The sequence below is a fragment of the Streptomyces sp. NPDC052773 genome (assembly GCF_044547145.1).
In the GTDB taxonomy this organism is placed as follows: domain Bacteria; phylum Actinomycetota; class Actinomycetes; order Streptomycetales; family Streptomycetaceae; genus Streptomyces.
The window spans coordinates 38315-61950 of sequence record NZ_JBITZX010000013.1 but is presented as its reverse complement, the minus strand read 5'-3'; the positions used below and the strand labels follow the sequence as shown (position 1 = coordinate 61950).

Genomic DNA, 23636 nt, shown 5'->3' with positions numbered 1-23636 from the left:
TGAGCCACCGGGAGCAGATCCATGCCGATCACCCGCGCCGAGAAGGCCCGCCGCACCCGGCAGCGGATGCTCGATGCCGCCGCCCGCCTGTTCACCGAGCGCGGCTGGACGCGGACGACCGTGGAGGACGTGGCGCGGGCGGCCGAAGTCGGCGTGCAGACCGTGTACTTCACCTTCGGCAACAAGCGGGCCCTGCTGAAGGAGGTGCTGGACGTCGCCGTCGCCGGTGACACCGACCCGGTCGCCACCCTCGACCGCCCCTGGGCGCGGGAGGTGCTGGCGGAGCCCGACCCCGCCGCACAGCTCGCCCGCCAGGCCGCCGGCGCGCGCCGCGTCCTGGAGCGCGCCGCACCCGTCCTGGAGGTGGTGCGCACCGCTGCCGCCGCCGAACCGGAGCTGGCCGGGCTGTGGCGGCTCAACCGCGAGCAGCGGCACACCGTCCAACTCCGTTTCGCCGAGGCCCTGGTGGCCAAGACGGCCCTGCGCGACGGCAACGACGCGGCGTCCGCCGCGGACATCGCGCTGACGATCCTCGGCCCGGAGACCTACGACCTGCTGGTCACCGGCCGCGGCTGGGCGGCGGACCGCTGGGAGCGCTGGGCCGCCGAGGCGCTCGTACGACAGCTGCTGCCCTGACCCAACACGCCCGCGCCGCCCGCGTCCGTGCCCGCTCAGCCCGCCTGACCGGTCACCGGGTAGTGGTCGGACAGGTTGGTGTACGTGTAGGAGGTGCCCCGACTCGACACCGTCCAGGGCGCCGACGTCTCCTTCACCACGTCGTTCTTCCACACCGCCGGACGGGTGTGACCGGCGCGGTGCAGGACGTGGTCCAGGTCCTCGCGCGGGTCGTCCGGGTAGCGGTCGCGGGCGATGGAGTTCTCCTCGGTGTCGAAGGAGTACGGGTGCCCGGTGCGGGCGTCGGCGCCTACCAGGCCGCCGTCGGCGAGCATCGAGGCGTACTCGGCGCTGTGCGAGTCCACGTTCAGGTCACCCGCCACCATGACCTGCTCGCTCGCCGGGATGTTCTTGGCGTCCAGGAACGCGTCGATCGCCTTGAACTGACGGCTGCGCATAGCGGGGGCCTCGCCCGGGTCGCAGCCCGGGTCGGTGGACTGGGCGTGCGTGCCGAGGACATGCACCCTGGCCCCGTTCACGTTCAGCACGACGTACGCGAAGCCCTTGTTGGACCACCAGTCCGCCCCGCAGGCGTCCTTGTAGACGTACTGCTCCTTGCGCAGGATCGGCCACTTGCTGAGCACGGTGACCCCGCCGTCCTCCGGCGTCGTCGACGAATAGGCGCCGCCCGTCGCGTCCCAGCCGTCCTTGCTCCGGCCCACCACCGGCGTCTGGTACGGGTAGGCGGCCGAGGCGGCCCGCTTCAGCGCGTCCGAGGAGGAGTTGTCGAAGGCCTCCTGGAGCACGACCACGTCGTTGCCCTGGAAGAACGGCGCCTTCGCGATCTCCGCCGCCCGGTGGTCCTGACCCCAGTTCGGGTAAAGGCTCTTGCTGAACAGGAACACGTTGTACGACAGGACCCGCACCGGCGGCGTCTGCTCGGCGGCCGTGGCGGTGGGCGCCGTCCCCGCGAGCCCCGCGGTGGCGAGGGCGAGGGCGAACACGGCGGCGCCGGGGGTGCGGCGCGGGGCGGACAGCGGCACTGGATCTCCCTGTGGGTGAAGGGGGTTGAGTGGCGCCGCACATCAAACCACCGGGGATTACTCCCAGGTAACTACCGTGCGCGAAAAGAATGTCGGGCAGACGTCAGATCACCCACCGCCCGTCCCGCATCAGCTGCCGCCCCGCCATCTCGTGCTCCCCGCGCATCGCCTGCACGACCAGCGGCCGCACCCGGAAGTACGCGTACGAGGGAGCGTCCTCGCCCGGATTCCACCCGTACTTGGCGGTGTACGCCCGCACGGTCGCCGCCGGCACCTCGTCGCGGGTGAAGACCTCCGCCTCCCCGTCGATCAGCACCACGTCCCGGGTGTCCCCGAGCGCCAGCCGGACCCGGCGGCCCTCGCGCAGATTCCGCCCGGTGGGATTGGTCGTCCGCGTCGCCAGCCACACCGCCTCCCCGTCCCACAGAAACCAGAGCGCGACCAGCCACGGCGTCCCGCCCGCATCCGCGGACGCCACCCAGACGTCCTCCTCCCGCGCCAGCCGGTCCAGAACGTCCCGCTTGCGCTGGGCGGGGGTGCGAGGGGTCTTGGTGATCTCCATGGGGGGACGGTAAGGCCGGCGGGGGCACACGCGCCTCGGTCCCGGGACGGACGGCCGACTCGGGCGGAGGCCGTAGGGGATGTCTTTCCGATCATCTGCTCGTTGGACTGATACGGCGGCCGGCCGCCCGTGCACAGCCTCTTGGCGCCCTCTGCAGCCTCACTCACTTGCGTACCGCTGCCCGCCTGACCCGGCATGTTGATCCTCCAGCAGGTCAGCAGAAGTTGAACCGCCCCTCCCTGAACCCGTCCCTGTAACCCTGGCGGAACCCACGTTCGTAGTCGCGGTTGCGGTAGTCGAAGCCGCGCCAGTCTCGTCGGCAGTTGTCGTCGGCATCTCGGTAGCCAATCCGGAAGCCATCCCTGTAGCCGCGTCGGTAGTCTCTGGGTGCCTCAGGGACAATGACGGCCGCACTGACGTGAGTTTCGCTAGGTGTGGCGGCAGAAGCCTGCTGAAAGCCGACCGGGGTAAGGGCGACGGTTGCGGCGATGGCCGAGCTCAGCACGGCGGCTCGCATCCTCCTGCTAGAGCGCATGGCCTGCCTCCTCGGACATGGGTTACGTACAGGTAATATCAACCGTACTCGCCCATATGGGGCTCGCAACTCGCTGCACCAGCGCGGCAAAACCGCCACACTGGCCGCATGGAGTCGCAGATGATCCGCCCCGGCTGCCTCACCACCCACCAGACCGCCCGCTTCCTCGGCGTAGGGCTGACCGGACTCCGCAGCATCGTCCATCGCGGTCAGCTCACTCGCGCCGGAGGCACCCCCCGCCAGCCCTGGTACGCGGTCGCCGACATCACCGCTCTCGCCGTGAAGCGCGCCGAACGCAAAGCCGCTTGACTGCAGGTCAGACCAGGCGCAACGATCTCGGCGTACAACTGTGCCCTCAACCGGCACCCGCACGCCGCTCGGAAACTGAGCAACAGAGGTCCCCAGCCCGCTGGCCACGACCCTTCTCTCGCTCACGATGAAGCCACCGCTCACGTCGGCCGAGCCGGGTTGTGCTTGACGGGCCTAGTGAGCGTCTTGTCCATCACGCGTCGAGCCAGATGAGGGTGCTGAAGATGTAGTCGTACTTGGTGTTGTGCTTCTTGGTGGGCGACTCGTCGACCAGGGTTGATTCACCGCTTCGGCAGCTCGTGTGCGTGCCCACGACACAGTCCGGGTTCGGCAGCTTCCAGAAGTCCGGGTCGTCGTGGTCGGCTTCGGAACACGCCCCAGCCCCGCCCGGCGCTCCCCGCCCAGGTCGATCTTGTCCGTGTTGCTCAACACGCCCCGGGCACCGAGGACCTGGCCGACTTCACACAGCTTGTTGTCGTTGGCCGGGTCGCTGTCCTCGTTCACCGTGCAGTCCGCCCCGCCGGCGCACTTGGAGTAGTTGGTCAGCAGCGGCGTGAACTCGAACTGGTACGTGCCCGAGGTGAAGCGGTGCCCCTTGAACCACTCGGACTGCGACCGGCACACCTCCTGCATCATCACCAGGTGGGGCGCGTAGTTGTCGATCTGTTCGGGGATGTACGGCAGCTTGTCCGTCTTGCCGTTGTTGCACAGGTCGCCGCAGATGTTGGGGCTGACGGTCCTGAGCCCGACGGTGGTCGCGTTCGCGGCCCCCGTGCCGGACCGCTCCGTGTCGGACACCGCCCCCCCCGTCGACCGCGCGGGCCCTCAGCAGGTCGACGCCGCCCTGGGCCGGCCCGGCCATCAGGACGACGGCGAGAGAAGACGACTGGCATCCGCGAGGTTTTACGTATAACCTCTCCCGTCAATCCCCTCCGGATCCCGCCCCCGAAAGGTCCCGATGAGACGCATCGCCCTGGTCACCCTCGTCGTCGACGACTACGACGAGGCGATCCGCTTCTACACCGAGGCGCTGGGGTTCCGGCTCGCCGAGGACGCTCCGCGGCCGGACGGCTCCCGCTGGGTGGTCGTCGAGCCCTCCGCGGAGGGAGCCGGCACCGCGCTGCTGCTGGCCCGTGCCAAGGGTGAGGTCCAGCGCGAGCGGATCGGCGACCAGACCGGCGGCCGGGTGGGCTTCTTCCTTCACACCGACGACTTCGCCCGCGACCACGCCCGGATGCGCGCCGCGGGGGTGACCTTCCTGGAGGAGCCCCGGCACGAGCCGTACGGCACGGTCGCCGTCTTCCGCGACCTGTACGGCAACCGCTGGGACCTGCTCCAGCCCGCCACCGCCTGATCCACCCCGGACACCCGCTCACCGAACTGCCGAGGAACGAACCGCACCATGTCATCTACGCGCATAGACACCGACCTCCTCCGCCGCCTCCCCAAGGCCGTCCTGCACGACCACCTCGACGGCGGCCTGCGCCCCGCCACCGTCGTGGAGTTGGCCCGGGAGGTCGGCCACACCCTGCCCACCACCGACCCGGACGAGCTGGCCGCCTGGTACTACGAGGCCGCCAACTCCGGCGACCTGGTCCGCTACATCGCCACCTTCGAGCACACCCTCGCCGTGATGCAGACCCGCGAGGGCCTGCTGCGCACCGCCGAGGAGTACGTCCTCGACCTCGCCGCGGACGGCGTCGTCTACGCCGAGGTGCGGTACGCGCCCGAGCTGAACACCAACGGCGGGCTGTCCATGCGCGAGGTCGTCGAGACGGTGCAGGAGGGCCTGGCGGCGGGCATGGCCAAGGCCGCCGCGGCCGGGACCCCGGTCCGCGTGGGCACCCTCCTGTGCGGCATGCGGATGTTCGACCGCGTCCAGGAGGCCGCCGAGCTGGCCGTCGCCTACCGCGACGCCGGAGTCGTCGGCTTCGACATCGCCGGCGCCGAGGACGGCTTCCCGCCCGCCGACCACCTCGCCGCCTTCGAGCTCCTGCGCCGCGAGAGCGTGCCCTTCACCATCCACGCCGGCGAGGCCCACGGCCTGCCCAGCATCCACCAGGCCCTCCAGGTCTGCGGCGCCCAGCGCATCGGTCACGGCGTCCGCCTCACCGAGGACATCCCCGACCTCGCGGCCGGCAAGCTCGGCCGACTGGCGAGCTGGGTGCGCGACCGCCGGATCGCGCTGGAGATGTGCCCCACCTCCAACCTCCAGACCGGCTGCGCCACCTCGATCGCCGAGCACCCGATCACCGCGCTGAAGGACCTCGGCTTCCGGGTCACCCTGAACACCGACAACCGCCTGGTGTCCGGCACGACCATGACCCGCGAGATGTCCCTGCTGGTCGAGCAGGCGGGCTGGACCGTCGAGGACCTGCGCACGGTCACCGTGAACGCGGTCAAGAGCGCGTTCATCCCGTTCGACGAGCGCAAGGCCCTCCTCGAGGACGTCGTGCTGCCGGGCTACGCCGCGGCGCTCTGAAGCAGCCCGCGCACATAGGCGGCCTGTCCGACGTGCTGAAGATCGTCGGACAGGACGCTGACCAGCCGTACGCCGAGGCTGACCGGCGGATCCCAGTTCTCGTCCACGATGCGTTCGAGATCCCTGGCGGTCAGCCCGCGCACGAACCCCAGCGTCTGCTCGTGCACGGCGTCGTAGTAGCCGGTCAGCAGGTCGGGGGAGTCGACCCGCACCTTGGCGACCTTGGCCGGGCTGTGCCCGTACCCGGTGTCGCCCAGCGGCAGCTTCAGCCCGAACCGCTTCGACCAGTCCTGCGCCAGCCACACCTGGTCGAGCCCGGAGGCGTCGGCGATGTGGTCGTCCTGGACCCGGGTGAGATGCCAGATCAGCCAGGCGATGGAGTTGGCGTCGTCGGACGGCCGGGCGTTCAGCTCCTCGGGCCCGAGACCGTCGACGGCGGCATGGACTTCTTCCTGGATACGGCTGTAGCCGTCGATGAGGACGTCCTTCGCATGCATACGTCCACCATGACCCGGACGCCGCTCACGCGCCCCCCGTTTCCAGCAGCGCCATCAGCGCCCGCGCGGCCGGGCTGGTGGCCTCGGGTGGCGGCAGCACGGCCACCGTCTCGTACGCGGCCTCGCCGGTGCCCTTCAGGGGCAGCGCGGTGAGTGACGGGCGCTTGTGGCGGAAGTGGTGGGGGACCACGGCGATACCCAGGTTCTCGCCCAGCAGGTCGAGCAGGCTGTGCACGTCGTTCACCTCCAGCGCCACCGTCCGCCGCACGCCCGCGGCGGCGAACGCGGCGTCGGTGGTCCGCCGCGGCCCCCAGTCGGGGTGGAAGTCGACGAACACCTCCCCGCCGATGTCCCCCGGGGTGACGGCCGCCCCGGCCGCCGCCAGCGGATGGTCCGCATGGCACAGCACGGTCATCGGCTCGCTGGTCAGCGCCACGGCCCGCAAATGCTCGGTGTCCGTGTCCGTGCGCACCACGAACGCCAGGTCGAGCCGCCCCGCCGCCACCTCCTCGGCCAGCGCCCCCGAGCCCGCCTGCCGCAGCCGGATCTCCACGTCCGGGTGGCGCCGCCGGAACGCGGCGAGCAGCCCCGCCACCGGCACCCCGGCGATGCACTGCTCGGTGCCCAGCGCGAGCGTGCCGCGCAGCACGCCCTGTACGGCGGCCACCGCCTCGTGCGCCGCCCGCACCCGGTCCAGCACCCGCTCCGCCTCCACCAGCAGCGCCCGGCCCGCCTCGGTGAGCGTCACCCGGCGCGTGGTGCGCACGAACAGCGGGGTCTGCAGCTCCCGCTCCAGTGCGCGGATCGACGCCGAGAGGCCCGACTGGGAGACCATGAGCCGTTCGGCCGCCCGGGTGAAGTGCTGGTCCTCGGCGACCGCGAGGAAGTGCCTGAGCTGGCGCAGTTCCATGACCGAGAAGCGTAATCGCTGAATCCCATCGGATTCTTCTGTTGGACCACTGGTCGCAGGTCACGCCAGAGTAGGGGACGGTTCCGCCGGCACCGGCCCACGGAACCGCCTCCCGTGTGCCAACCCCTCTGGAGTCGCGTTGTACACCGCACACCCCGACCGCTACGCCGCCATGCCCTACCGGCGCACCGGACGCAGCGGCCTCAAGCTCCCCGCGCTGTCGCTCGGCCTGTGGCACAACTTCGGCCCCGACCGCCCGGTGGAGACCCAGCGCGCCATCCTGCGCCGCGCCTTCGACCTCGGCGTCACCCACTTCGACCTCGCCAACAACTACGGCCCGCCGCCCGGCGCCGCCGAGTCCGCGTTCGGCGAGGCGCTGAGGGCCGACTTCGCGCCGTACCGCGACGAGCTGGTCATCTCCACCAAGGCCGGCTACCTGATGTGGCCCGGCCCGTACGGCGAGTGGGGCTCCCGCAAGTACCTGCTGTCCTCGCTCGACCAGAGCCTGAAGCGGATGGGTCTCGACTACGTCGACATCTTCTATTCGCACCGCCCCGACCCGGAGACTCCGCTGGAGGAGACGATGGGCGCCCTGCACTCCGCCGTGCAGCAGGGCAAGGCGCTGTACGTCGGCGTCTCCAACTACTCCGCGGAGCAGACCCGCGAGGCCGCCCGCATCCTCGGCGAGCTGGGCACCCCGCTGCTGATCCACCAGCCGCGCTACTCGATGCTCGACCGCCGCCCCGAGGAGGAGGGCCTGCTCGACACGCTGGACGAGCTGGCCGTCGGCTCCATCGCCTACTCCCCGCTGGAGCAGGGCGTGCTCACCGCCCGCTACCTCGACGGCATCCCGGAGGACTCGCGGGCCGCGAGCGACAGTCCGTTCCTGAACTCCGACGCGCTGACCGAGGAGCTGGTCGGCAAGCTGCGCGCGCTCGACGAGATCGCCAAGTCCCGCGGCCAGTCCCTGGCGCAGATGGCGCTCGCCTGGGTGCTGCGCGGCGGCCGGGTGACCTCCGCGCTGGTCGGCGCGAGCAGCCCGCGGCAGCTGGAGGACTCCGTCGCCGCGACGGAGAACCTGGACTTCGACGCGGACGAGCTGGCCCGCATCGACGCGGTCGTGACGGCGTAGTTCCGATCTTTTTCCGATGCCCGGAGACGGCCGCCCGGCGGCGTCCGTCTCCGGGCATCCGGCATTCGGATCACCGACCGAGGCGCTCCTCGATCCGCACGGTCACCGAATCGCCCTCCTCCTTGCCGATCGCCCGCCGCACCTCCGCTTTCACCGGCAGTTTGTGGGTTCCGTCGCCGAGAGCCATGAAAGAGCTGCGGAAGGGATGTCCGTCGACCGTCCCGCGAATCCTGATCAGTCCACGGGTGCCGAAATAGGCGGCCGATTCCGGCCAGACGACATACGTCCAGCCACCCTGCTCCGGGCTCTTGCGGAGCACCGCGGTGAATTCCACGTCCACTTTTCCAGTCGCGTCCATACCCATGAGGACTCCGGCCCGCGGCGAAACTCATCGAGGCCGTCGCCTTCCGGCCAATCACGGCTGCGGAATATGCCAGGAGAGTGGCCGGAAAGGCATGGTGACAGTGGTTCAAGAGTGAAGATACTCGACGTCAGGGGCAGTTCACCGCACAGGAGCCGCACGGAAAGCGAGCCACCACCGGCAAGCGAGCGACGCGACGGGGGAGGAGAACGTGCACGACGAATTCCTGTGCCATGTCACCGCGTACGGGACCTGCGGCGGACAGCGCATCGGAGTACCGCTGGGCACCTACCGGGCGCCCACCCTGGCCCTCGCCCTGTGGTGGCTGCGCGACCGCGCCACCTGGATCGCCGAACGGCTCGACCCCCACCCCGGCGACGCCCCCTACCCGCCGAACGCGCTGGTCCCCGTAGGCGACACCGTGCCCGACGTGCCCGCCGTACTGCGCTCCTGGTGCGCGGACGCGGACCGGCAGGAGCTGGTCGCCGACGAGCTGGCGGCCGGACGGCTGGTGCGGATCGCGGTCAGCGACGACACCACCGAGTACGAGCTGCTGGCCGAGTCCGTCGACGCCCTGCGCATGCAGCGGACCATCCCGGCGCTGATCGTGCCCGTGGCCTGACCCCACCCCGGGTTGGTGACCTGGGACGGTCAAGCACGTATGTGGGCCGATCGGTAGAATTCTGCGCATGGCGGAGCGGCCGGGCGCGTCCACGGCACCCGAACTGATCCTGGAGACCGAGACGGGGATCACCGTGATGACCCCCGTCCACGACTACCGCGTCGGCCGCGACCCCCGCAGCGACATCGTCCTCGACGACGACCGCGTCTCCTGGCACCACGCGGTGCTCCACCCCGAGGACGACCACTGGACGCTCCAGGACGAGCACAGCACCAACGGCACCTACGCCGACGGCCGTCGCGTCGACCATCGGTGGGTCGGACCCGGCACCGTCATCCGCCTCGGCAGCCCCACCGACGGGCCCCGCATCGTGCTGAGCGGACTCACCGGCCCGCCCGCCGAACGCCCCGCGGCGGTCTCCCGGCCCGCCCTCACCCACACCTTCCGCCGGCCGGCCAGCGTCCGGGCGCTGCCCGCCCGCACGGTCCGCATCGGCCGCGGCGCCGACAACGACCTGGTCGTCGACGACCTGATCGTCTCCCGGCACCACGCCGAACTGCACGCGCACACCGACGGCACCTACGAGATCGTCGACCTCGGCAGCCACAACGGGACGTACCTCAACGGCGTCCTCGTCACCAGCGCCGAGGTCCGCCCCGGCGACATCGTCGGCATCGGCCACTCCGACTTCTGCCTCGTCGGCGACCAGCTCCAGCAGTACGTCGACACCGGCGAGATCTCCCTCGACGTCCAGGACCTCACCGTCACCGTCGACCGCGGCCGCAAACGGCTGCTCGACCACGTCTCCTTCCCGGTGGGGGAGAAGTGCCTGCTCGCCGTCGTCGGACCGAGCGGCGCCGGCAAGTCCACCCTGATGAACGCGCTCACCGGCCAGCGCCCCGCCGACCACGGCACCGTCCTCTACGACGGCCGCGACCTCTACCACGACTACGCCGAGCTGCGCCAGCGCATCGGACTCGTCCCGCAGGACGACATCCTGCACACCCAGCTCACCGTCCGCGCCGCCCTCTCCTACGCAGCCGAACTGCGCTTCCCGCAGGACACCGCCAAGGCCGAGCGCCGGGCCCGGGTCGAGGAGGTCATCCGCGAGCTGGGTCTCGAGGCCAGCGCGGGGCAGCGCGTGCACAGCCTCTCCGGGGGCCAGCGCAAACGGGTCAGCGTGGCGCTGGAGCTGCTCACCCGGCCCTCGCTGCTCTTCCTCGACGAGCCGACCTCCGGCCTCGACCCCGGCATGGAGCGCTCGGTGATGAACATGCTGCGCGGCCTCGCCGACGACGGCCACACCGTCATCGTCGTCACCCACAGCGTGCTCAGCCTCGACGTCTGCGACCGGCTCCTGTTCCTCGCCCCCGGCGGCAGGGTCGCCTACTACGGCCCGCCCGGCGACGCCCTCGCCTTCTTCGGCTTCGAGCACTGGCCGGAGGCCTTCGAGGCGTTCGACCTCGGCAGGGACCGCGACTGGGCGGCTGAGTACCGAGACTCGCCCTTCCACCGGCGCTACGTCGCCGAGGCCAGCGCCCAGCCCCGGCTGCCCCGCGCCGGCCCGGTCATCATGGGGCCGCCGCCCAGCCCCCGCGGCACGGGCGCCCAGCTGCGCACCCTGGTCCGCCGCTACTGCGCCGTCCTCGCCGCCGACCGGGTCTTCCTCGCCGTCATGGTCGCCCTGCCGTTCGTGATGGGCGCCATGGCACGCGCCCTCGCGGGCGGCGAACTGACCCGCCGGAACGCGCTGAACGTGCTGCTGATCCTCTGCGTCGGCGCCGTGCTCACCGGCGCCGCCAACGCGGTGCGGGAACTGGTCAAGGAACGGGTGATCTACCGGCGGGAACGGGCCGTGGGCCTGTCCAGACCGGCGTACCTGCTGTCCAAGGTGGTGGTGCTCGGCACGATCACCGTGCTCCAGGCCGTCGTGCTCACCCTGGTGGCGCTGCTCGGCGTGGACCTCGGCGCCCCCGGCGGCGAGGGGGTGGTGACCCGGCCGCTGACCGAGATCACCATCGCCGTCGCACTGCTCGCCTTCACCGCGATGATGCTCGGCCTGACGGTCTCCGCCCTGGTCCGCAAGGAGGAGGTGACGATGCCGCTGCTGGTCCTGCTCGCCCTCGTTCAGGTCGTCTTCTGCGGCGCGCTGCTCACCCTCGACGACGTGCCGGTCCTGGAGCAGGCGGCCTGGCTGGTGCCCTCCCGCTGGGCGTTCGGCGCGATGGCCGCCACCGTCGACCTCGCCCGGCTCTCGCCCGGCGACCTCACCGGCGATCCGCTCTTCGAACACACCATCTGGGTCTGGCTCCTCGACGTCGGGATGATGATCGTCCTGTCCCTGGCCCTCGGCCTGCTGGTCTCCCACCTGCTGCGCCGCCGGGAACCCGCCGTGATGCGCAAGTAGCCGCGAGCCGTGCCGGGCGTCGTGAGGCAGGCGCGACCGTGCGGACCTCCCGAGACACCCCTAGCGCGCGTCCCGTAGCTCGCCGGGCCTGCGGAGCCACCGGGCGACCAGCGCGCCCAGGAAACCGGTCACCAGGCCCCACAGCAGGGCGAGGCCCAGCGCACCCCACCAGCGGGGCCGCAGGAACAGCTGCTGGGAGAGATCCCCGCCCAGGTCGCCGATGCCCAGCACGGTCAGTCCGAAGGCAGCGGAGATCCGGCCGAGCAGGCAGATCATGAGGACCGTGAGCAGAAGCGCCACCGCCATGTGCGCGGCCTGGCGCCACAGCGGGACGCCGGCCGGTGAGCGGACCGCCATCAGACACGCGGCCGCCGACAGCAGCACCGCGGCCAGCGGCAGCAGCCACCAGACCCGGCCGTCGTGCTCGCCGAGCGTGCCCAGGTTGACGGCGCTCACCTCCCCCGACCGCATCACCCGGTCCAGCACGTTCGGCATCGGCAGGGCGAACGGCCCCTCCACCCGCCCGTCCCAGGTGGCACCCGTCCCGATCGTCAGCGCCGGCCACACCAGGTTCGGCAGCCCGAGCAGGACGACCGCCAGCGTCTCCACGGGCTGCCCGCGCGTCACCGCGACCACCAGAGCGATGACGACGCCCAGCACGACGTAGGCCAGCAGCAGGGCCACCATCGCGTACGCCGCCGGACGCGCCGCCTCCTGGAACCGCAGCACGCGTCCCGGCAGCGGCACCCCGCGCGTGACGAGCAGCGCCAACACCAGCACCCCGGCCAGCCACAGCACGCCGAAGACGAGGGTCAGCGGCGCGTCCGTGGTGAACCCCACCTCCGGTTCGAGGCCGAACAGCTCCCCGAGGTCGCTGATCAGCCCGTCGCCGAGGGAGAGGGTGAAGGTGTGCCGGGCGCCGAGCGCCAGCCCCATCAGGGCGAGCAGCCACAGCGCGCCGATCCGCGCGGCCCAGCCGGCCAGCTCACCGGCCCCGGCCACCGCCCGGTGCCGCAGCGGCCACAGGAAACCGGCGCCGAAGACCAGGGCGCCGACGAGCGTCACCGACAGCGGAATCACCGTGAGACCGCCCTCGGCCCCGGCCAGCCGCCCGGCGCTGCCCGACAGCTCGACACTGCCGCCGACGGCGGCGACGACGGTCGCGACGACCACCTTCGGAAAGGCGCCGTCCGGGATGTCGGTCGCTCCGGCCGCCCACAGTCCGAGCGTGGCGACGACGCCCATGGCGAGCACCCCGGCCAGCGTCACGGCCAGGGCGAGCGCCCACCCGGGGCGGGCGCCGGCCCGGGCGGCGGAGTTTGGCAGACTCACAGGCCCACGCTAAACAGCACTCGTCGGCCGCGCCCGCCGGGAGGGCCGTCCGCGTCGCCGGTGTGACGACCGCTGCACTGTGGACTGGTCCGCCGGGCTCGGGGTACGAGGACTGGTGCAGCTTTATCCGGCCAAGCCGGTTTGGGAGAGAGAACGCATGATCGAGCACCGGGACGGCACGGTCGCACCCTCCGGTTTCGACGTGTCCGTGGAACCGCTCCGGCGGGCGGCGCACTACACGGGCGAACCCGGGTGCATAGCGGAGGCGCGCGCGTTCGCCGCGCAGTTCCTGAATCAGCTCGGCACGGAGTGGTGCGCCGACATCACCAGGCATGCCCAGGAGACGGTGCTGCTGGTGGTCAGCGAGCTGGTCACCAACGCGGACCGGCACAGCGACGGCCCGTACATCCTGGACCTCGAGGGCACGGACGGCTCGGTCACGGTCTCCGTCTACGACAGCAGTGACGCCCTGCCCCGGCGTTTCCCCCGGGACCCCGAGCGCATCGGCCGGCACGGCCTGGAGATCGTCCACGCCCTTGCGTCCCGCGTCGCGGTCGAGCGGGTGCCGGTCGGCAAGCGCGTCTGGGCCGTGGTGGAGCTGGGCGAGGGGTGAGCTGAGCGCCGCGTCGCGGCGATCGCGGGGCGACCCGCGCGTCACAAGCACACAAGACAAATACACAAGCGCACAAGCGTGAAAGTGCACAGGCACCCAGCGCGCGAACGGCACAAGCGCACCAGGGCAGGGCCCCGGAGCAGGCCCCCCGGAGCGTGAACCGGCGGGAGCACGCCCCGGACGCCGTCGGCCCGCCCCGAGGGCCCCGCGTCTCAGACCCGGCTCTCAGACCCGGTTCTCAGACCCGGTCCAGCTCCCCGAGCATGCCCTCCCGCAAGCGCACGATGATCCGCTTCAGCAGCCGTGACACATGCATCTGCGAGCAGCCGAGCTGTTCACCGATCTCGGCCTGGGTGGCCTCCTCCACGAACCGCATGTGCAGAATCCGCCGGTCCCGCTCGTCCAGCTCGGCCATCAGCGGGGCCAGCGACTGGAAGTCCTCGACGAGCCGCAGCCCGTGTTCCTCGACGCCGATGAAGTCGGCCAGCACGGCCTCGCCGTTCTCCGGCCCGTCACCGGTCAGCGCGGCGTCCAGCGACGAGGAGTTGTAGCCGTTGGCCGCGATCTGGGCCTCCACGACCTGGTCCTCGGAGAGGTTCATCAGCGTGGCCAGCTCCGCCACCGTCGGCTCCCGGTCGAGCCGGCTGGACAGCTCCTCGCGCGCCTTGGCCAGCTCCACGCGCAGCTCCTGGAGCCGGCGCGGGACGTGCACCGCCCAGGTGGTGTCCCGGAAGAACCGCTTGATCTCGCCGACGATGTACGGCAGCGCGAAGGAGGTGAACTCCACCTCGCGGGAGAGGTCGAACCGGTCGATGGCCTTGATCAGGCCGATCATGCCGGTCTGGACGACGTCCTCCATGTCGTCCCCGCGGCCCCGGAACCGCCCCGCGGCGAACCGCACGAGCGACATGTTCATCTCGATGAGGGTGTTGCGCGCGTACTGGTACTCGTGCGTCCCCTCCTCGAGCTCCTGCAGCCGGCGGAAGAACTGACGGGACAGCTCCCGGGCGTCACGAGGCGCCACGGCGCGCGGGTCCACGACCACCTGCTCCTGCCCCCCATCCGTCCCGGCCCGCGTGTTTTCCTCGACGAGCGGAGCCTGAGACCCGGTCACGGCGGTGGCGGTGTCCATTACCTCTCCCACGAAAGTCATGGTGCGACGTCTGCCTCTTCCGGATGATGCTGTCATTCTCTGTCCTCGCGTCGATGGTGACGCACCCGTGCGGGTACCCGGGGTGTGCCCGACCATGCACTCTTGGTGCCGGGGCGGCGTGAAACATTCGCTGCGCACGCCCTCCCGGGCCCCCTCCGGAGCGCTGCATTCCCTGCACCGGGCGGGCGAGCGGCGTATCGGGGAACGCGCGACGACGGCGACGAGATGGCTGGTAGCGGCCCTGCCGACCGGGTTGCGCAGGCCGGCGACCCACGCCGCAGCCGGGTGGTTCGACGGTCCCGGACGGGCTCCCGACGCCCGGGTGGACGCCCCGGGACCGGGCTGGTTGCGCGAGCCGGACCGCGCGCACCCAGCGCGCCCCCACACCACCCGTACGGAGAGCACCGCGCGGGCGGGCACGCTCCCGGGGCGGCCGACGTACCCCGTCTCGTCCGGATCCTGACCCGCCGGGCGATACGTCCGATTCCACCGAGGGCGGAACGCCGCGCCCTTCCCGCGCGGCGCCCCGCTCCTAGGCTGAAGAGGTGACGAACCAAGCGCCGAACGAAGCCCGTGTCATCCCGCTGCGCCCCCGCCCCACCGAACCGGCCCAGCGCGGCCCCGCCCCGCGGCAGGCCCCCAGGGAGCCCCTGTGGCGCGACCTCGTCGGGGACGTCCTGCGGCGCGAACGCCTCGCGCAGGAGCGGACGCTGAAGGACGTCGCCGACGCGGCGCGGATCTCCATGCCGTATCTGTCGGAGGTGGAGCGGGGCCGCAAGGAGGCCTCCTCGGAGGTGCTGGCGGCTGCCGCCCAGGCGCTGGGACTCGGTCTCGGCGACCTGCTGACGCTGGCTCAGCGGGAGCTGGTCCGGGTCACCTCCCGGTCCGCCCAGCGCGGCCGTACGACCACCACCTCGTCGCACGACGGGCTCTGCCTGGCCGCCTGAGGGCCGGGCCCGGCCGCCCGGTCCGGCTGCCGAGCCCGGCTGCCGGCGTCTCGGACCGTCGCCAGACGCCGGCTCGGACCGTCGCGCGACGCCGTCTCAGACCGTCGTGAGGCGCCGGCTCAGGACCTCGTCGGCCAGCCCGTACGCCACCGCCTCCGCCGCGGTGAACACCTTGTCCCGGTCCATGTCGGCCCGCAGCGTGGCGATGTCGTGGCCGGTGTGCCGGGACAGCACCTCCTCCACCTGGGAGCGGATCCGCACCATCTCCTTCGCCTGGAGCGACAGATCGGCGGCCGTGCCCTGGCGTCCGCCGGAGGCCGGCTGCCCGAGCAGCACGCGCGCGTGCTCCAGCACGAACCGCCGCCCCTTGTCCCCGCCCGCCAGCAGCACGGCCGCCGTGGAGGCCGCCTGGCCGACGCAGAACGTGGAGATCGGCGCCTTCACGAACGTCATGGTGTCGTAGATCGCCATCAGCGAGGTGTACGAGCCGCCGGGCGAGTTGATGTAGACCGCGATCTCGTTCTCCGGCGCCGCCGACTCCAGATGGAGGAGTTGCGCGATGACGACGTTGGCCACGCCGTCGTCGATCTCGGTGCCGAGAAAGATGATCCGCTCGGACAGCAGCCGGCTGAACACGTCGTACGACCGCTCGCCCTGCGGGGTGCGCTCGACCACGTGCGGAATCGTGTAACCCCCCATGACTACAGCCCCGTCCGTCGACGCGTCGCGGCCGGCAGGATCTCCGCGAAGGAGTCCACGATCCGGTCCACCATGCCGTACTCCCTGGCCTCCTCGGCCGTGAACCAGCGGTCGCGGTCCCCGTCCCGGGCGATGGTCTCCGCGCTCTGCCCGGTGTGCTCCGCGGTGATCCGCTCGATGGTGCGCTTGGTGAACTCCAGGTTCTCCGCCTGGATCTCGATGTCCGCCGTCGTCCCGCCGATGCCGCCCGACGGCTGGTGCATCATGATCCGCGCGTTCGGCAGGGCGTACCGCTTGCCGGGCGCGCCCACGCTGAGCAGGAACTGCCCCATGCTCGCCGCGAATCCCATCGCGAGCGTCGAGACGTCGTTGGGGATCAGCCGCATCGTGTCGAAGATGGCGAGACCGGCGTGCACCGAGCCGCCCGGGCTGTTGATGAACAGGCTGATGTCGGTCCGCGGGTCCTCGGCGGACAGGATGAGCAGCTGGCTGCAGACCCGGTTCGCGGAGACCTCGTCGACCTGGGTGCCCAGCAGCACGATCCGCTGCCCGAGCAGTTGTGCGGCTAGATGGTCGTCGAAGCGGGTCCGGGGGGTGTCGCCCTCCTCGGCCCGCGGCGTAAGCGTGCTGAGTGGAGTCATCGGTCCTCCTGGTCGTGGCTCGCATGCCGTCGACTCCACTCTCGGCCGCGGACGGGGCCCTCAGACGTTTTCTCTGCCCGCGGCAGATTCGCCACGGGCAGAGTCCGCGCTCAGCCCTGCTCGCGCAACTGCCGGAAGAACGCCCGTACGTCCGCCACCAGCAGGTCCGGCTCCTCCATGGCGGCGAAGTGCCCGCCCCGTTCCAGCTCCGTCCAGCGGACGATGTTCTCGGTGCGGTCGGCCTTGTGCCGCAGCGGGAGCTGGAGTTCGGCCGGGAACAGGGCCACGGCGGTCGGCACCGTCGACGGCTCGGCGGGCGCGGCGGCGCGGCCGGTGGCGTGCGCCCGCTCGTAGTAGACGCGGGCCGAGGAACCGGCCGTGCCGGTCAGCCAGTACAGCATCACGTTGGTCAGCAGCCGGTCCCGGTCCACGGCCTCCTCGGGCAGCTCCTCGGAGTCCGTCCACTCCCGGAACTTCTCGACGATCCAGGCGAGTTGGCCGACGGGCGAGTCGGTCAGCGCGTACGCCAGGGTCTGCGGCCGGGTGGCCTGGAGCACGGCGTATCCGGTGCCCTCGCGGGACCAGTCGCTCCACCCGCGCCAGGAGGCGAGCGTGCGCTCCCGCTCCTCGGGGTCCAGCGCCGCCAGTTCCTCCTCGGTGGGCTCGGTGGTCGCCTGCGCACCCGGCAGCAGGTTCAGGTGGACGCCGAGGACCCGGTCCGGGTGGGCGCGGCCCAGCTCGCGGGAGACGGCCGCGCCCCAGTCGCCGCCCTGCGCGCCGAACCGTTCGTAGCCGAGCCGCCGCATCAGTTCGGCCCAGGCGTCGGCGATCCGGCCGGCCTCCCAGCCCGGTTCGGCCGTCGGCCCGGACAGCCCGAACCCGGGAAGGCTCGGCACCACCACGTGGAAGGCGTCGGCCGGGTCCCCGCCGTGCGCGGCGGGATCGGTCAACGGCCCGACGACGTCCAGGAATTCCACGATCGATCCCGGCCAGCCGTGGGTGAGGATCAACGGAGTGGCGTCCGGCTCGGGGGAGCGGATGTGCGCGAAGTGCACGTTCGCCCCGTCGATCGTGGTGGTGAACTGCGGCCACTCGTTCAGCCGTGCCTCGGCGGCCCGCCAGTCGTAGTCGTGCCGCCAGTGGCGCACCAGCTCCCGCAGATAGTCCGCGGGCACCCCGTACGACCAGCCCACCCCCGGCAGCTGGTCCGGCCAGCGGGTGCGGTCCAGGCGGTCGTGGAGGTCGGTGAGCTCGGCGTCGGGAACGGCGAGACGGAAGGGGCGGATCGCGTCCGGGGACGGTGACGTCGTCATGGCCGCGATGCTAGTTGCCTGGGGCGACGGCGCCGCAGGGATTAATCCGGGCCGACCGGGTCGCAGGGATGAATCCGTGGCCGACCGAGCGGTAGGGATGAATCCGTGGCCGACTGAGCGGTAGGGATGAATCCGCGGCTGACCGAGCGGTAGGGACCAACCCCGGCCGACCGGGCCCTCGGGATCGAACCCCGGGCCGACCGATGAGTTTTCCGGCCGGCGGCGGTCGACACTCACGACCGATGACCGCGTTCCACCCCTGGAGGTACTCATGGCCGCCGACGGATTCACCACCTGTCTCTGGTTCGACACCGAGGCCGAGGAAGCCGCCCACTACTACGTCTCGATCTTCAAGAACTCCGCCATCGGCACGGTCGCCCGCTACCCAGAGGAGGCCCCCCGCCCGGCCGGCACCGTCATGACCGTCGAGTTCACGGCCAACGGCCAGCGGTTCCTCGCGCTGAACGGCGGCCCGGAGTTCAAGTTCAACGAGGCGGTCTCCTTCATCATCCACTGCGAGAACCAGGAGGAGATCGACTACTACTGGACCAAGCTGACGGAGAACGGCGGCGAGCCCGGCCCCTGCGGCTGGCTCAAGGACAAGTACGGCGTGTCCTGGCAGGTCACCCCGGACCGGCTCGACGAGATGGTCAGCGACCCGGACCCGGCGAAGGCACAGCGCGCGATGACGGCGATGCTGAAGATGGGCAAGCTCGACATCGCCGCCCTGGAGAAGGCGTACGCGGGTCAGTGACGGCTCAGCCGCCGCCCCGGGCCGCCGTGCCGACCGCCTCGGTGATCTCCCGGGCGATGCGCAGGACACCGGGGGAGCGGACCGGGCACGGCTTCGGGGTGGACGTCGTCGGGGCGAGACAGAAGTGCAGGTGGTCGTCGTCCCGGTGCAGGGCGGTCCGGCCGCTGCCCGGCTCGGTGCAGTAGTCCGGGTGCGCGCGCTCCCAGGCGGTGCACGGCAGGTACCGGACCCAGGTGTAACGGCCGGAGGCGGGGCTGACCGCCCGGCCCGCGTCGGCCACCGCGTCGCCGGATGCGGCGGCCCGCTCCGTGTAGACGGCGTTCACCTTTCGCACCCGCTCCGGGGTGATCGGGTCCGGCCCCTGGAGGACCCACACGATCCGCGGTGGGGACTGGCCCCCGGCCCGCGCGATCTGCCCGGCGAGCCGCCGCGCGTCGGCGGCGTACCGCCGGAGATAGCGGTCCGGTGCGGCGTCGTAGGTGATCCCGTCCATGCAGGGGGTGTAGCCCCAGGCGTTCCCCCAGAACTGGAGCACCACGACGTCCGGCCGCACCGAGCGCACCAGCGCCGCCGCCTTGTCCGCGTCGGGCACGAGGGACCGCTCGCCGGTGCCCTCCAGGTAGTCGCAGAGGGTGGTGCCGGAGTACGGGGCGCTGGTGTAGCGGGCCTTCAGCTCGCGGCGCAGCTCCTGCCCGAGGACCCGCTGGTTCTCCATCGCCAGCGAGTCGCCGAGGTAGAGCACCACCGGCGGCTCGGCGGGAGCTTGCCGGTGCGTGGTGGGCGAAGGCCCGGGCGCCGCTGCCCCGGAAGCCGATGCCCCGGGCGACCGCACGGCGGGCGCCGACGGCGCGGCCTGCGGTCCGGCGGGTCCCGACGAGGGGTCCCCGCACCCGCCGAGCAGCACCGCACCGGCCAGGGCCCACCCCGCCGCCCACCGTCCGCGCATCCGGCCACTCCCGCCCCGCCACCGACAGGGCTCCCCAGGCAAGCACAGCCCGGTGTCGGACGGAAGACACACGCCGGACGCGCTCGGCCGGAAGCGGCCGAGAGTGGCCGAGATTGGCCGGGAGCGGCCGGAGAACGAGCCGGCGGCGCACACGGCGCCCGGCGGCGGACTCGCCGCGCGGCGCGCCGTTCGCGTGGCTAGCGTGAGGAAGCGGACCATCCGGCGAGATTGGGAGAGGGCCACGATCATGGCCGTGAAACCTGAGGGACACCCCTGCTGGGCCGACGCGATGTTCACCGACATCGACGGCGCCAAGAGCTTCTACGGCGACGTCCTCGGCTGGACCTTCGGCGAGGCGCAGACGGACTACGGCAGCTACACCGAGGCCTACCGCGACGGCAAGGCGGTCGCCGCCATCGTCCCGCCGATGCCCGGCCAGGAGGAGGACCGGTCGCAGTGGTGTCTGTACTTCGCCTCCCCGGACGCCGCCGCCACCGCCGGAAAGATCAGGGAGAACGGCGGCGAGCTGATCATGGGGCCGATGTCGGTCGGCGACGTCGGCAGCATGTGCCTGGCCCGCGACCCCGGCGGCGTGGTCTTCGGGGTGTGGCAGGCGGGCAGCCACGAGGGGTTCCAAGCCGAGATGGGCACCCCCGGCGCCTACTGCTGGGCGGAGGTCTTCACCCGGGAGCCCGAGAAGTCCGACGCCTTCTTCCCGGCCGTCTTCCCGTACACGGCCCAGCAGATGGAGGACGACGACATCGACTTCCGGGTCTTCAACGCGGCGGGCGCGCCCGTGCTGGGCCGGATGAGGATGACCGACGACTTCCCGCCCGACGTGCCGCCGTACATCAACGTCTACTTCAGCGTCGCCGACTGCGACGACGCCATCACCAAGGCCACCAAGCTCGGTGCCGTGCTCCGGTTCGGGCCGATGAACAGCCCCTTCGGGCGGTTCGCCGCGCTCACCGACCCGCAGGGCGCGAACTTCTCGGTGATCGACACCACGACCACCGAGGGGGACATGCCGCAGCTCACCGAGGTGTCCTGACCGACTCCGGCGACCGGCGCCCGGCCCGGCCATGGCATGATCGGGCGCATGCGTGAACGAGTGGTGGCCGCGTGCGACGGGGCATCGAAGGGAAACCCCGGGCCGGCGGGCTGGGCCTGGGTCGTCGCCGACGAGACGGAGACTCCCGCCCGGTGGGAGGCGGGCCCGCTCGGCCGGGCCACCAACAACGTCGCCGAACTGACCGCTCTGGAGCGGCTGCTGGCGGCGACGGACCCGGCCGTGCCGCTGGAGATCCGGATGGACTCGCAGTACGCGATGAAGGCCGTGACCACATGGCTGCCCGGCTGGAAGCGCAACGGCTGGAAGACCTCCGCCGGCAAGCCGGTCGCCAACCAGGACCTGGTCGTGCGGATCGACGAGCTGCTCGACGGCCGCTCGGTCGAGTTCCGCTACGTCCCCGCCCACCAGGTGGACGGCGACCGCCTCAACGACTTCGCCGACCGCGCCGCCAGCCAGGCCGCCTCCGTCCAGGAACCGGCGGGCAGCGCCCTCGGCTCCCCGGAGCCGCCGCCCGCCCCGGACGCCCCGGTCAAGGCGCAGCGCGGCCGCCGCGCCCCGGGGGCCCGCAAGAGCGGCGGCGGCTCCACGCGCACCATCAAGGCCAAGTTCCCCGGCCGCTGTCTGTGCGGCCGCTCCTATGCGGCGGGTGAGCCCATCGCCAAGAACGACCAAGGCTGGGGCCACCCGGAGTGCCGCACCGCGCCCGTCGGCTGAGGCAGGGGGAGGCAGAGAACCGGCCCCGGCGCACGGTCCACAACGCACAGGGCGCGGCGTGCACAGGGCACGCCGCGCCGGGAACGTACGTGCGTCACACCTCGCCGCGCCAGCCCCCGGTCTCCTGTCCGCGCTGCTCGATGAACCGCTTGAAGCGCTCCAGGTCGCCCTTGGCCTGCCGCTTGACGAAGCCCAGCTTGTCACCGACGTTCTCGGTGACGCCCTCCGGCTGGAACTCCATCTGCAGCATCACCTTGGTGTGGTCGGCGTCGAGACGGTGGAAGGTCACCACGCCGGCCTGCCGGGCGTCGCCGGCGACGGTCGTCCAGGCGACCCGCTCGTCCGGGATCTGCTCGGTGATCCGCGCGTCGAACTCCTTCTGGACCCCGTCGACCTTGGTCACCCAGTGCGTGAGCGTGTCGGTGCGCTGCTCGACGCGCTCCACCCCGCTCATGAACTCGGGGAAGGTCTCGAACTGCGTCCACTGGTTGTACGCGGTGCGCACGGGGACGGCGACCTCGATGGATTCCTCGACCTGCGACATGCCGCGGTCACTCCTTTCGTCGTTCGTCGGACGGGTCCGGGGCGGGTACCCGTGACCGGCGCGGGGATGCACGCGGAGTGACCAGGGCGTCCGGCGGTCAGTCGGTGTCGAAGGTGTAGTGCGGGGTGTGGTCCAGGAGGGCGGCCGGGGTGGTGTCGTTCCACGGCTTCATCGTCTCGTCGAGGTCCACCACGTTCGGTGTCCCGGCGGCGGGGAGATAGCCCGCGTCGGGGTGGCGGCGCTGCCACTCGGTCCACAGCTTGTCGATGTAGGCGTGGTGGAGCCAGAACACCGGGTCGTTGGGCGACATCCCGGTCGCCATCTGCCCGCCCACCCAGACGTGCACGCGGTTGTGCAGATTGACGCCGCGCCAGCCCTCCAGATGGTTGCGGAACCCGTCCGAGCCGCTGTTCCACGGCGCCATGTCGTACGTCGCGATGGCGAGCACCGACTCCACCTCCGCCCGCGTCGGCAGCTCCCGCACGGCGGTGCCGAGCGCACGCCGCAGATACGTACGCCCGTCCACGCGCACGTTGATCGGCCAGTTGCCGGTGGACGCCGCGAACGGGCCGTCCATCACCCGGCCGTCCAGGCTGCGCCCGGTGCCGCCCATGAAGTCCGGCGCCCACAGCGAGGACCGCGCGGTGCGGTCCGTGGACCAGTCCCAGTACGGCAGCGCGACCGAGGCGTCCACCGACTGCAGGGCGCGTTCGAACTCCAGCAGGAATCTGCGGTGCCAGGGCAGGAACGAGGGTGAACGGTGGCCGGTGCGTTCACCGTTGTCGGTGTCACCGACGATGAAGGCGTTGTGGGTGGTGACGAACTCGTCGTAGCGGCCACTGCGCTTGAGTTCCAGGACGGCGGCGACGAAGCGCCGCTTCTCGTCGGCGGTCAGGGTGGCCTGGTTCTTGCGGACGGTCATGTGCTGCGTGCTCCAAAAGGCGTTGCGGGGCGGATCAGTTGGCGGGGAACGGCAGCAGCCGCGCGCCCTGGAGTTCGTCGACCGCGGCCCGTGCGGCGGCTCGCGGGGTGGGCACCGGGTCGTAGTGGCTGACGACGCTGATCCAGGTGCCGTCGGCGTTCTGCATCACATGCAGCTCCACCCCGTCGACGAACACCGCGTAGCCGCCGCCGTGGTGCTGGTGATGGCCCCCTCCGCCGGCCGGGCGGCCCTGTATCCGGCGGCCCTTGTAGACCTCGTCGAACGGGGCGGGGGCGGCCGGGGCGGCGGGGGAGTGGGAGGAGTCGGGTGAGCCGTGGTGGGGTGCGTCGGCGGTGGCGGCCGGGGCGGCGACCGCCTGGGTACCGGCCGCCGCGGCGAGGGCGGCGGCTGCGCCGAGGACACGGCGACGGCTGAGTTCCGGCATGCGGACCTCCAGGATGCGGTGGGTCGGATGACTCCGCATGCCTATCGGGGCGCTCGGTACCTGTGC

28 protein-coding genes are annotated in these 23636 nt (G+C 71.8%); 12 read left to right on the top strand and 16 right to left on the bottom strand.

All coding sequences use genetic code 11. The features are described from left to right. The first annotated feature begins 21 nt into the window (after positions 1–21). Positions 22–636 (top strand): TetR/AcrR family transcriptional regulator, encoded by a 615-nt coding sequence (locus tag ACIG0D_RS26140; RefSeq protein ID WP_399805433.1) that lies wholly within the window; start codon positions 22–24, stop codon positions 634–636. A 35-nt stretch (positions 637–671) separates the two neighbouring features. On the opposite strand, the gene sph is transcribed toward ACIG0D_RS26140, so the two are convergent. The 3 genes from sph to ACIG0D_RS26125 all read right to left on the bottom strand — a co-directional run bounded on the left by sph (position 672) and on the right by ACIG0D_RS26125 (position 2755). Beyond that, complete coding sequence (gene sph / locus ACIG0D_RS26135) at positions 672–1658, bottom strand: sphingomyelin phosphodiesterase (RefSeq protein ID WP_399805431.1); 987 nt, start codon at positions 1656–1658, stop codon at positions 672–674. Between the two features lie 103 nt (positions 1659–1761). Then, positions 1762–2220 (bottom strand): pyridoxamine 5'-phosphate oxidase family protein, encoded by a 459-nt coding sequence (locus ACIG0D_RS26130; RefSeq protein ID WP_399805430.1) that lies wholly within the window; start codon positions 2218–2220, stop codon positions 1762–1764. A 214-nt stretch (positions 2221–2434) separates the two neighbouring features. Continuing rightward, positions 2435–2755: a hypothetical protein gene (locus ACIG0D_RS26125; protein WP_399805428.1), complete on the bottom strand. Its 321-nt coding sequence runs from the start codon at positions 2753–2755 to the stop codon at positions 2435–2437. Positions 2756–2863: 108 nt separating this feature from the next. Between ACIG0D_RS26125 and ACIG0D_RS26120 the strand changes: the two genes are divergently transcribed. Next, a complete protein-coding gene (locus ACIG0D_RS26120; RefSeq protein WP_399805426.1) occupies positions 2864–3064 on the top strand; it encodes a hypothetical protein in 201 nt (66 codons plus the stop codon). Between the two features lie 174 nt (positions 3065–3238). On the opposite strand, the gene ACIG0D_RS26115 is transcribed toward ACIG0D_RS26120, so the two are convergent. Next, positions 3239–3862, bottom strand: coding sequence for a hypothetical protein (locus ACIG0D_RS26115; RefSeq protein ID WP_399805423.1), 624 nt, complete (start codon positions 3860–3862; stop codon positions 3239–3241). 160 nt (positions 3863–4022) lie between these two features. Between ACIG0D_RS26115 and ACIG0D_RS26110 the strand changes: the two genes are divergently transcribed. Together ACIG0D_RS26110 and ACIG0D_RS26105 are read left to right on the top strand one after the other, a co-directional pair. Next, complete coding sequence (locus tag ACIG0D_RS26110; protein WP_399805421.1) at positions 4023–4418, top strand: VOC family protein; 396 nt, start codon at positions 4023–4025, stop codon at positions 4416–4418. 48 nt (positions 4419–4466) lie between these two features. Further along, positions 4467–5546 carry an adenosine deaminase gene (locus ACIG0D_RS26105; protein WP_399805419.1) on the top strand — a complete coding sequence of 360 codons (1080 nt, stop codon included), beginning with the start codon at positions 4467–4469 and terminating at the stop codon, positions 5544–5546. On the opposite strand, the gene ACIG0D_RS26100 is transcribed toward ACIG0D_RS26105, so the two are convergent. Together ACIG0D_RS26100 and ACIG0D_RS26095 are read right to left on the bottom strand one after the other, a co-directional pair. After that, entirely contained in the window at positions 5528–6043 is a 516-nt protein-coding gene (locus ACIG0D_RS26100; RefSeq protein ID WP_399805417.1) for a DinB family protein, read from the bottom strand. The genes ACIG0D_RS26105 and ACIG0D_RS26100 overlap by 19 nt on opposite strands. 25 nt (positions 6044–6068) lie before the next feature. Beyond that, positions 6069–6953: a LysR substrate-binding domain-containing protein gene (locus tag ACIG0D_RS26095; RefSeq protein ID WP_399805415.1), complete on the bottom strand. Its 885-nt coding sequence runs from the start codon at positions 6951–6953 to the stop codon at positions 6069–6071. A 139-nt stretch (positions 6954–7092) separates the two neighbouring features. Here ACIG0D_RS26095 and mgrA point away from each other — a divergent pair, with 139 nt between their 5' ends. Continuing rightward, a complete protein-coding gene (gene mgrA / locus ACIG0D_RS26090; protein ID WP_399805413.1) occupies positions 7093–8085 on the top strand; it encodes an L-glyceraldehyde 3-phosphate reductase in 993 nt (330 codons plus the stop codon). Between the two features lie 70 nt (positions 8086–8155). On the opposite strand, the gene ACIG0D_RS26085 is transcribed toward mgrA, so the two are convergent. Further along, positions 8156–8443 carry a DUF1905 domain-containing protein gene (locus ACIG0D_RS26085; protein ID WP_399805704.1) on the bottom strand — a complete coding sequence of 96 codons (288 nt, stop codon included), beginning with the start codon at positions 8441–8443 and terminating at the stop codon, positions 8156–8158. A gap of 214 nt (positions 8444–8657) precedes the next feature. On the opposite strand from ACIG0D_RS26085, the gene ACIG0D_RS26080 reads away from it, so the two are divergent. Continuing rightward, entirely contained in the window at positions 8658–9068 is a 411-nt protein-coding gene (locus tag ACIG0D_RS26080; protein WP_399805411.1) for a hypothetical protein, read from the top strand. A 67-nt stretch (positions 9069–9135) separates the two neighbouring features. After that, positions 9136–11475: an FHA domain-containing protein gene (locus ACIG0D_RS26075; RefSeq protein WP_399805409.1), complete on the top strand. Its 2340-nt coding sequence runs from the start codon at positions 9136–9138 to the stop codon at positions 11473–11475. Between the two features lie 60 nt (positions 11476–11535). Here the strand turns inward: ACIG0D_RS26075 and ACIG0D_RS26070 are convergent, their stop codons facing one another. Continuing rightward, positions 11536–12807 carry a streptophobe family protein gene (locus ACIG0D_RS26070; RefSeq protein WP_399805407.1) on the bottom strand — a complete coding sequence of 424 codons (1272 nt, stop codon included), beginning with the start codon at positions 12805–12807 and terminating at the stop codon, positions 11536–11538. Between the two features lie 157 nt (positions 12808–12964). Here ACIG0D_RS26070 and ACIG0D_RS26065 point away from each other — a divergent pair, with 157 nt between their 5' ends. Next, positions 12965–13420 carry an ATP-binding protein gene (locus ACIG0D_RS26065; RefSeq protein WP_399805406.1) on the top strand — a complete coding sequence of 152 codons (456 nt, stop codon included), beginning with the start codon at positions 12965–12967 and terminating at the stop codon, positions 13418–13420. 238 nt (positions 13421–13658) lie between these two features. Here the strand turns inward: ACIG0D_RS26065 and ACIG0D_RS26060 are convergent, their stop codons facing one another. Further along, the gene (locus ACIG0D_RS26060) at positions 13659–14552 is read right to left on the bottom strand and encodes an RNA polymerase sigma factor SigF (protein ID WP_399805404.1); all 894 of its coding nucleotides are present in this window, start codon (positions 14550–14552) and stop codon (positions 13659–13661) included. 566 nt (positions 14553–15118) lie between these two features. Here ACIG0D_RS26060 and ACIG0D_RS26055 point away from each other — a divergent pair. After that, positions 15119–15520, top strand: coding sequence for a helix-turn-helix domain-containing protein (locus ACIG0D_RS26055; RefSeq protein ID WP_399805402.1), 402 nt, complete (start codon positions 15119–15121; stop codon positions 15518–15520). A gap of 96 nt (positions 15521–15616) precedes the next feature. On the opposite strand, the gene ACIG0D_RS26050 is transcribed toward ACIG0D_RS26055, so the two are convergent. From ACIG0D_RS26050 to ACIG0D_RS26040, 3 genes are all read right to left on the bottom strand, one after another. After that, positions 15617–16219: a ClpP family protease gene (locus tag ACIG0D_RS26050; protein WP_399805400.1), complete on the bottom strand. Its 603-nt coding sequence runs from the start codon at positions 16217–16219 to the stop codon at positions 15617–15619. A gap of 2 nt (positions 16220–16221) precedes the next feature. Next, positions 16222–16860, bottom strand: coding sequence for an ATP-dependent Clp protease proteolytic subunit (locus ACIG0D_RS26045; RefSeq protein ID WP_399805398.1), 639 nt, complete (start codon positions 16858–16860; stop codon positions 16222–16224). A gap of 110 nt (positions 16861–16970) precedes the next feature. Next, a complete protein-coding gene (locus ACIG0D_RS26040; RefSeq protein WP_399805396.1) occupies positions 16971–18173 on the bottom strand; it encodes an epoxide hydrolase family protein in 1203 nt (400 codons plus the stop codon). 271 nt (positions 18174–18444) lie between these two features. On the opposite strand from ACIG0D_RS26040, the gene ACIG0D_RS26035 reads away from it, so the two are divergent. After that, positions 18445–18927, top strand: a complete 483-nt coding sequence (locus ACIG0D_RS26035) for a VOC family protein (protein WP_399805394.1) — start codon at positions 18445–18447, stop codon at positions 18925–18927. 4 nt (positions 18928–18931) lie between these two features. On the opposite strand, the gene ACIG0D_RS26030 is transcribed toward ACIG0D_RS26035, so the two are convergent. After that, positions 18932–19873: an SGNH/GDSL hydrolase family protein gene (locus ACIG0D_RS26030; RefSeq protein WP_399805392.1), complete on the bottom strand. Its 942-nt coding sequence runs from the start codon at positions 19871–19873 to the stop codon at positions 18932–18934. 247 nt (positions 19874–20120) lie between these two features. On the opposite strand from ACIG0D_RS26030, the gene ACIG0D_RS26025 reads away from it, so the two are divergent. After that, positions 20121–20924, top strand: coding sequence for a VOC family protein (locus ACIG0D_RS26025; protein ID WP_399805390.1), 804 nt, complete (start codon positions 20121–20123; stop codon positions 20922–20924). A gap of 36 nt (positions 20925–20960) precedes the next feature. Beyond that, positions 20961–21659, top strand: coding sequence for a ribonuclease H (locus tag ACIG0D_RS26020; protein ID WP_399805388.1), 699 nt, complete (start codon positions 20961–20963; stop codon positions 21657–21659). 94 nt (positions 21660–21753) lie between these two features. Here ACIG0D_RS26020 and ACIG0D_RS26015 read toward each other — a convergent pair whose 3' ends face one another. From ACIG0D_RS26015 to ACIG0D_RS26005, 3 genes are all read right to left on the bottom strand, one after another. After that, on the bottom strand, positions 21754–22203 hold the full coding sequence (locus tag ACIG0D_RS26015; RefSeq protein ID WP_399805386.1) for an SRPBCC family protein: 450 nt from the start codon (positions 22201–22203) through the stop codon (positions 21754–21756). 97 nt (positions 22204–22300) lie between these two features. Beyond that, a complete protein-coding gene (locus tag ACIG0D_RS26010) occupies positions 22301–23125 on the bottom strand; it encodes a tyrosinase family protein (RefSeq protein ID WP_399805383.1) in 825 nt (274 codons plus the stop codon). 34 nt (positions 23126–23159) lie between these two features. Further along, positions 23160–23570 carry a tyrosinase cofactor gene (locus ACIG0D_RS26005; protein ID WP_399805381.1) on the bottom strand — a complete coding sequence of 137 codons (411 nt, stop codon included), beginning with the start codon at positions 23568–23570 and terminating at the stop codon, positions 23160–23162. Between the last annotated feature and the right edge of the window lie 66 nt (positions 23571–23636).

What these genes read in the sequence shown, in the direction of transcription:
- ACIG0D_RS26140 (WP_399805433.1), top strand. Translation starts at nt 22, where the DNA reads ATGCCGATCACCCGCGCCGAGAAGGCCCGCCGCACCCGGCAGCGGATG.
- ACIG0D_RS26130 (WP_399805430.1), bottom strand. Translation starts at nt 2,220, where the DNA reads ATGGAGATCACCAAGACCCCTCGCACCCCCGCCCAGCGCAAGCGGGAC.
- ACIG0D_RS26125 (WP_399805428.1), bottom strand. Translation starts at nt 2,755, where the DNA reads ATGCGCTCTAGCAGGAGGATGCGAGCCGCCGTGCTGAGCTCGGCCATC.
- ACIG0D_RS26120 (WP_399805426.1), top strand. Translation starts at nt 2,864, where the DNA reads ATGGAGTCGCAGATGATCCGCCCCGGCTGCCTCACCACCCACCAGACC.
- ACIG0D_RS26110 (WP_399805421.1), top strand. Translation starts at nt 4,023, where the DNA reads ATGAGACGCATCGCCCTGGTCACCCTCGTCGTCGACGACTACGACGAG.
- ACIG0D_RS26105 (WP_399805419.1), top strand. Translation starts at nt 4,467, where the DNA reads ATGTCATCTACGCGCATAGACACCGACCTCCTCCGCCGCCTCCCCAAG.
- ACIG0D_RS26100 (WP_399805417.1), bottom strand. Translation starts at nt 6,043, where the DNA reads ATGCATGCGAAGGACGTCCTCATCGACGGCTACAGCCGTATCCAGGAA.
- ACIG0D_RS26095 (WP_399805415.1), bottom strand. Translation starts at nt 6,953, where the DNA reads ATGGAACTGCGCCAGCTCAGGCACTTCCTCGCGGTCGCCGAGGACCAG.
- ACIG0D_RS26085 (WP_399805704.1), bottom strand. Translation starts at nt 8,443, where the DNA reads ATGGACGCGACTGGAAAAGTGGACGTGGAATTCACCGCGGTGCTCCGC.
- ACIG0D_RS26075 (WP_399805409.1), top strand. Translation starts at nt 9,136, where the DNA reads ATGGCGGAGCGGCCGGGCGCGTCCACGGCACCCGAACTGATCCTGGAG.
- ACIG0D_RS26065 (WP_399805406.1), top strand. Translation starts at nt 12,965, where the DNA reads ATGATCGAGCACCGGGACGGCACGGTCGCACCCTCCGGTTTCGACGTG.
- ACIG0D_RS26060 (WP_399805404.1), bottom strand. Translation starts at nt 14,552, where the DNA reads ATGGACACCGCCACCGCCGTGACCGGGTCTCAGGCTCCGCTCGTCGAG.
- ACIG0D_RS26050 (WP_399805400.1), bottom strand. Translation starts at nt 16,219, where the DNA reads ATGGGGGGTTACACGATTCCGCACGTGGTCGAGCGCACCCCGCAGGGC.
- ACIG0D_RS26045 (WP_399805398.1), bottom strand. Translation starts at nt 16,860, where the DNA reads ATGACTCCACTCAGCACGCTTACGCCGCGGGCCGAGGAGGGCGACACC.
- ACIG0D_RS26040 (WP_399805396.1), bottom strand. Translation starts at nt 18,173, where the DNA reads ATGACGACGTCACCGTCCCCGGACGCGATCCGCCCCTTCCGTCTCGCC.
- ACIG0D_RS26035 (WP_399805394.1), top strand. Translation starts at nt 18,445, where the DNA reads ATGGCCGCCGACGGATTCACCACCTGTCTCTGGTTCGACACCGAGGCC.
- ACIG0D_RS26030 (WP_399805392.1), bottom strand. Translation starts at nt 19,873, where the DNA reads ATGCGCGGACGGTGGGCGGCGGGGTGGGCCCTGGCCGGTGCGGTGCTG.
- ACIG0D_RS26025 (WP_399805390.1), top strand. Translation starts at nt 20,121, where the DNA reads ATGGCCGTGAAACCTGAGGGACACCCCTGCTGGGCCGACGCGATGTTC.
- ACIG0D_RS26020 (WP_399805388.1), top strand. Translation starts at nt 20,961, where the DNA reads ATGATCGGGCGCATGCGTGAACGAGTGGTGGCCGCGTGCGACGGGGCA.
- ACIG0D_RS26015 (WP_399805386.1), bottom strand. Translation starts at nt 22,203, where the DNA reads ATGTCGCAGGTCGAGGAATCCATCGAGGTCGCCGTCCCCGTGCGCACC.
- ACIG0D_RS26010 (WP_399805383.1), bottom strand. Translation starts at nt 23,125, where the DNA reads ATGACCGTCCGCAAGAACCAGGCCACCCTGACCGCCGACGAGAAGCGG.
- ACIG0D_RS26005 (WP_399805381.1), bottom strand. Translation starts at nt 23,570, where the DNA reads ATGCCGGAACTCAGCCGTCGCCGTGTCCTCGGCGCAGCCGCCGCCCTC.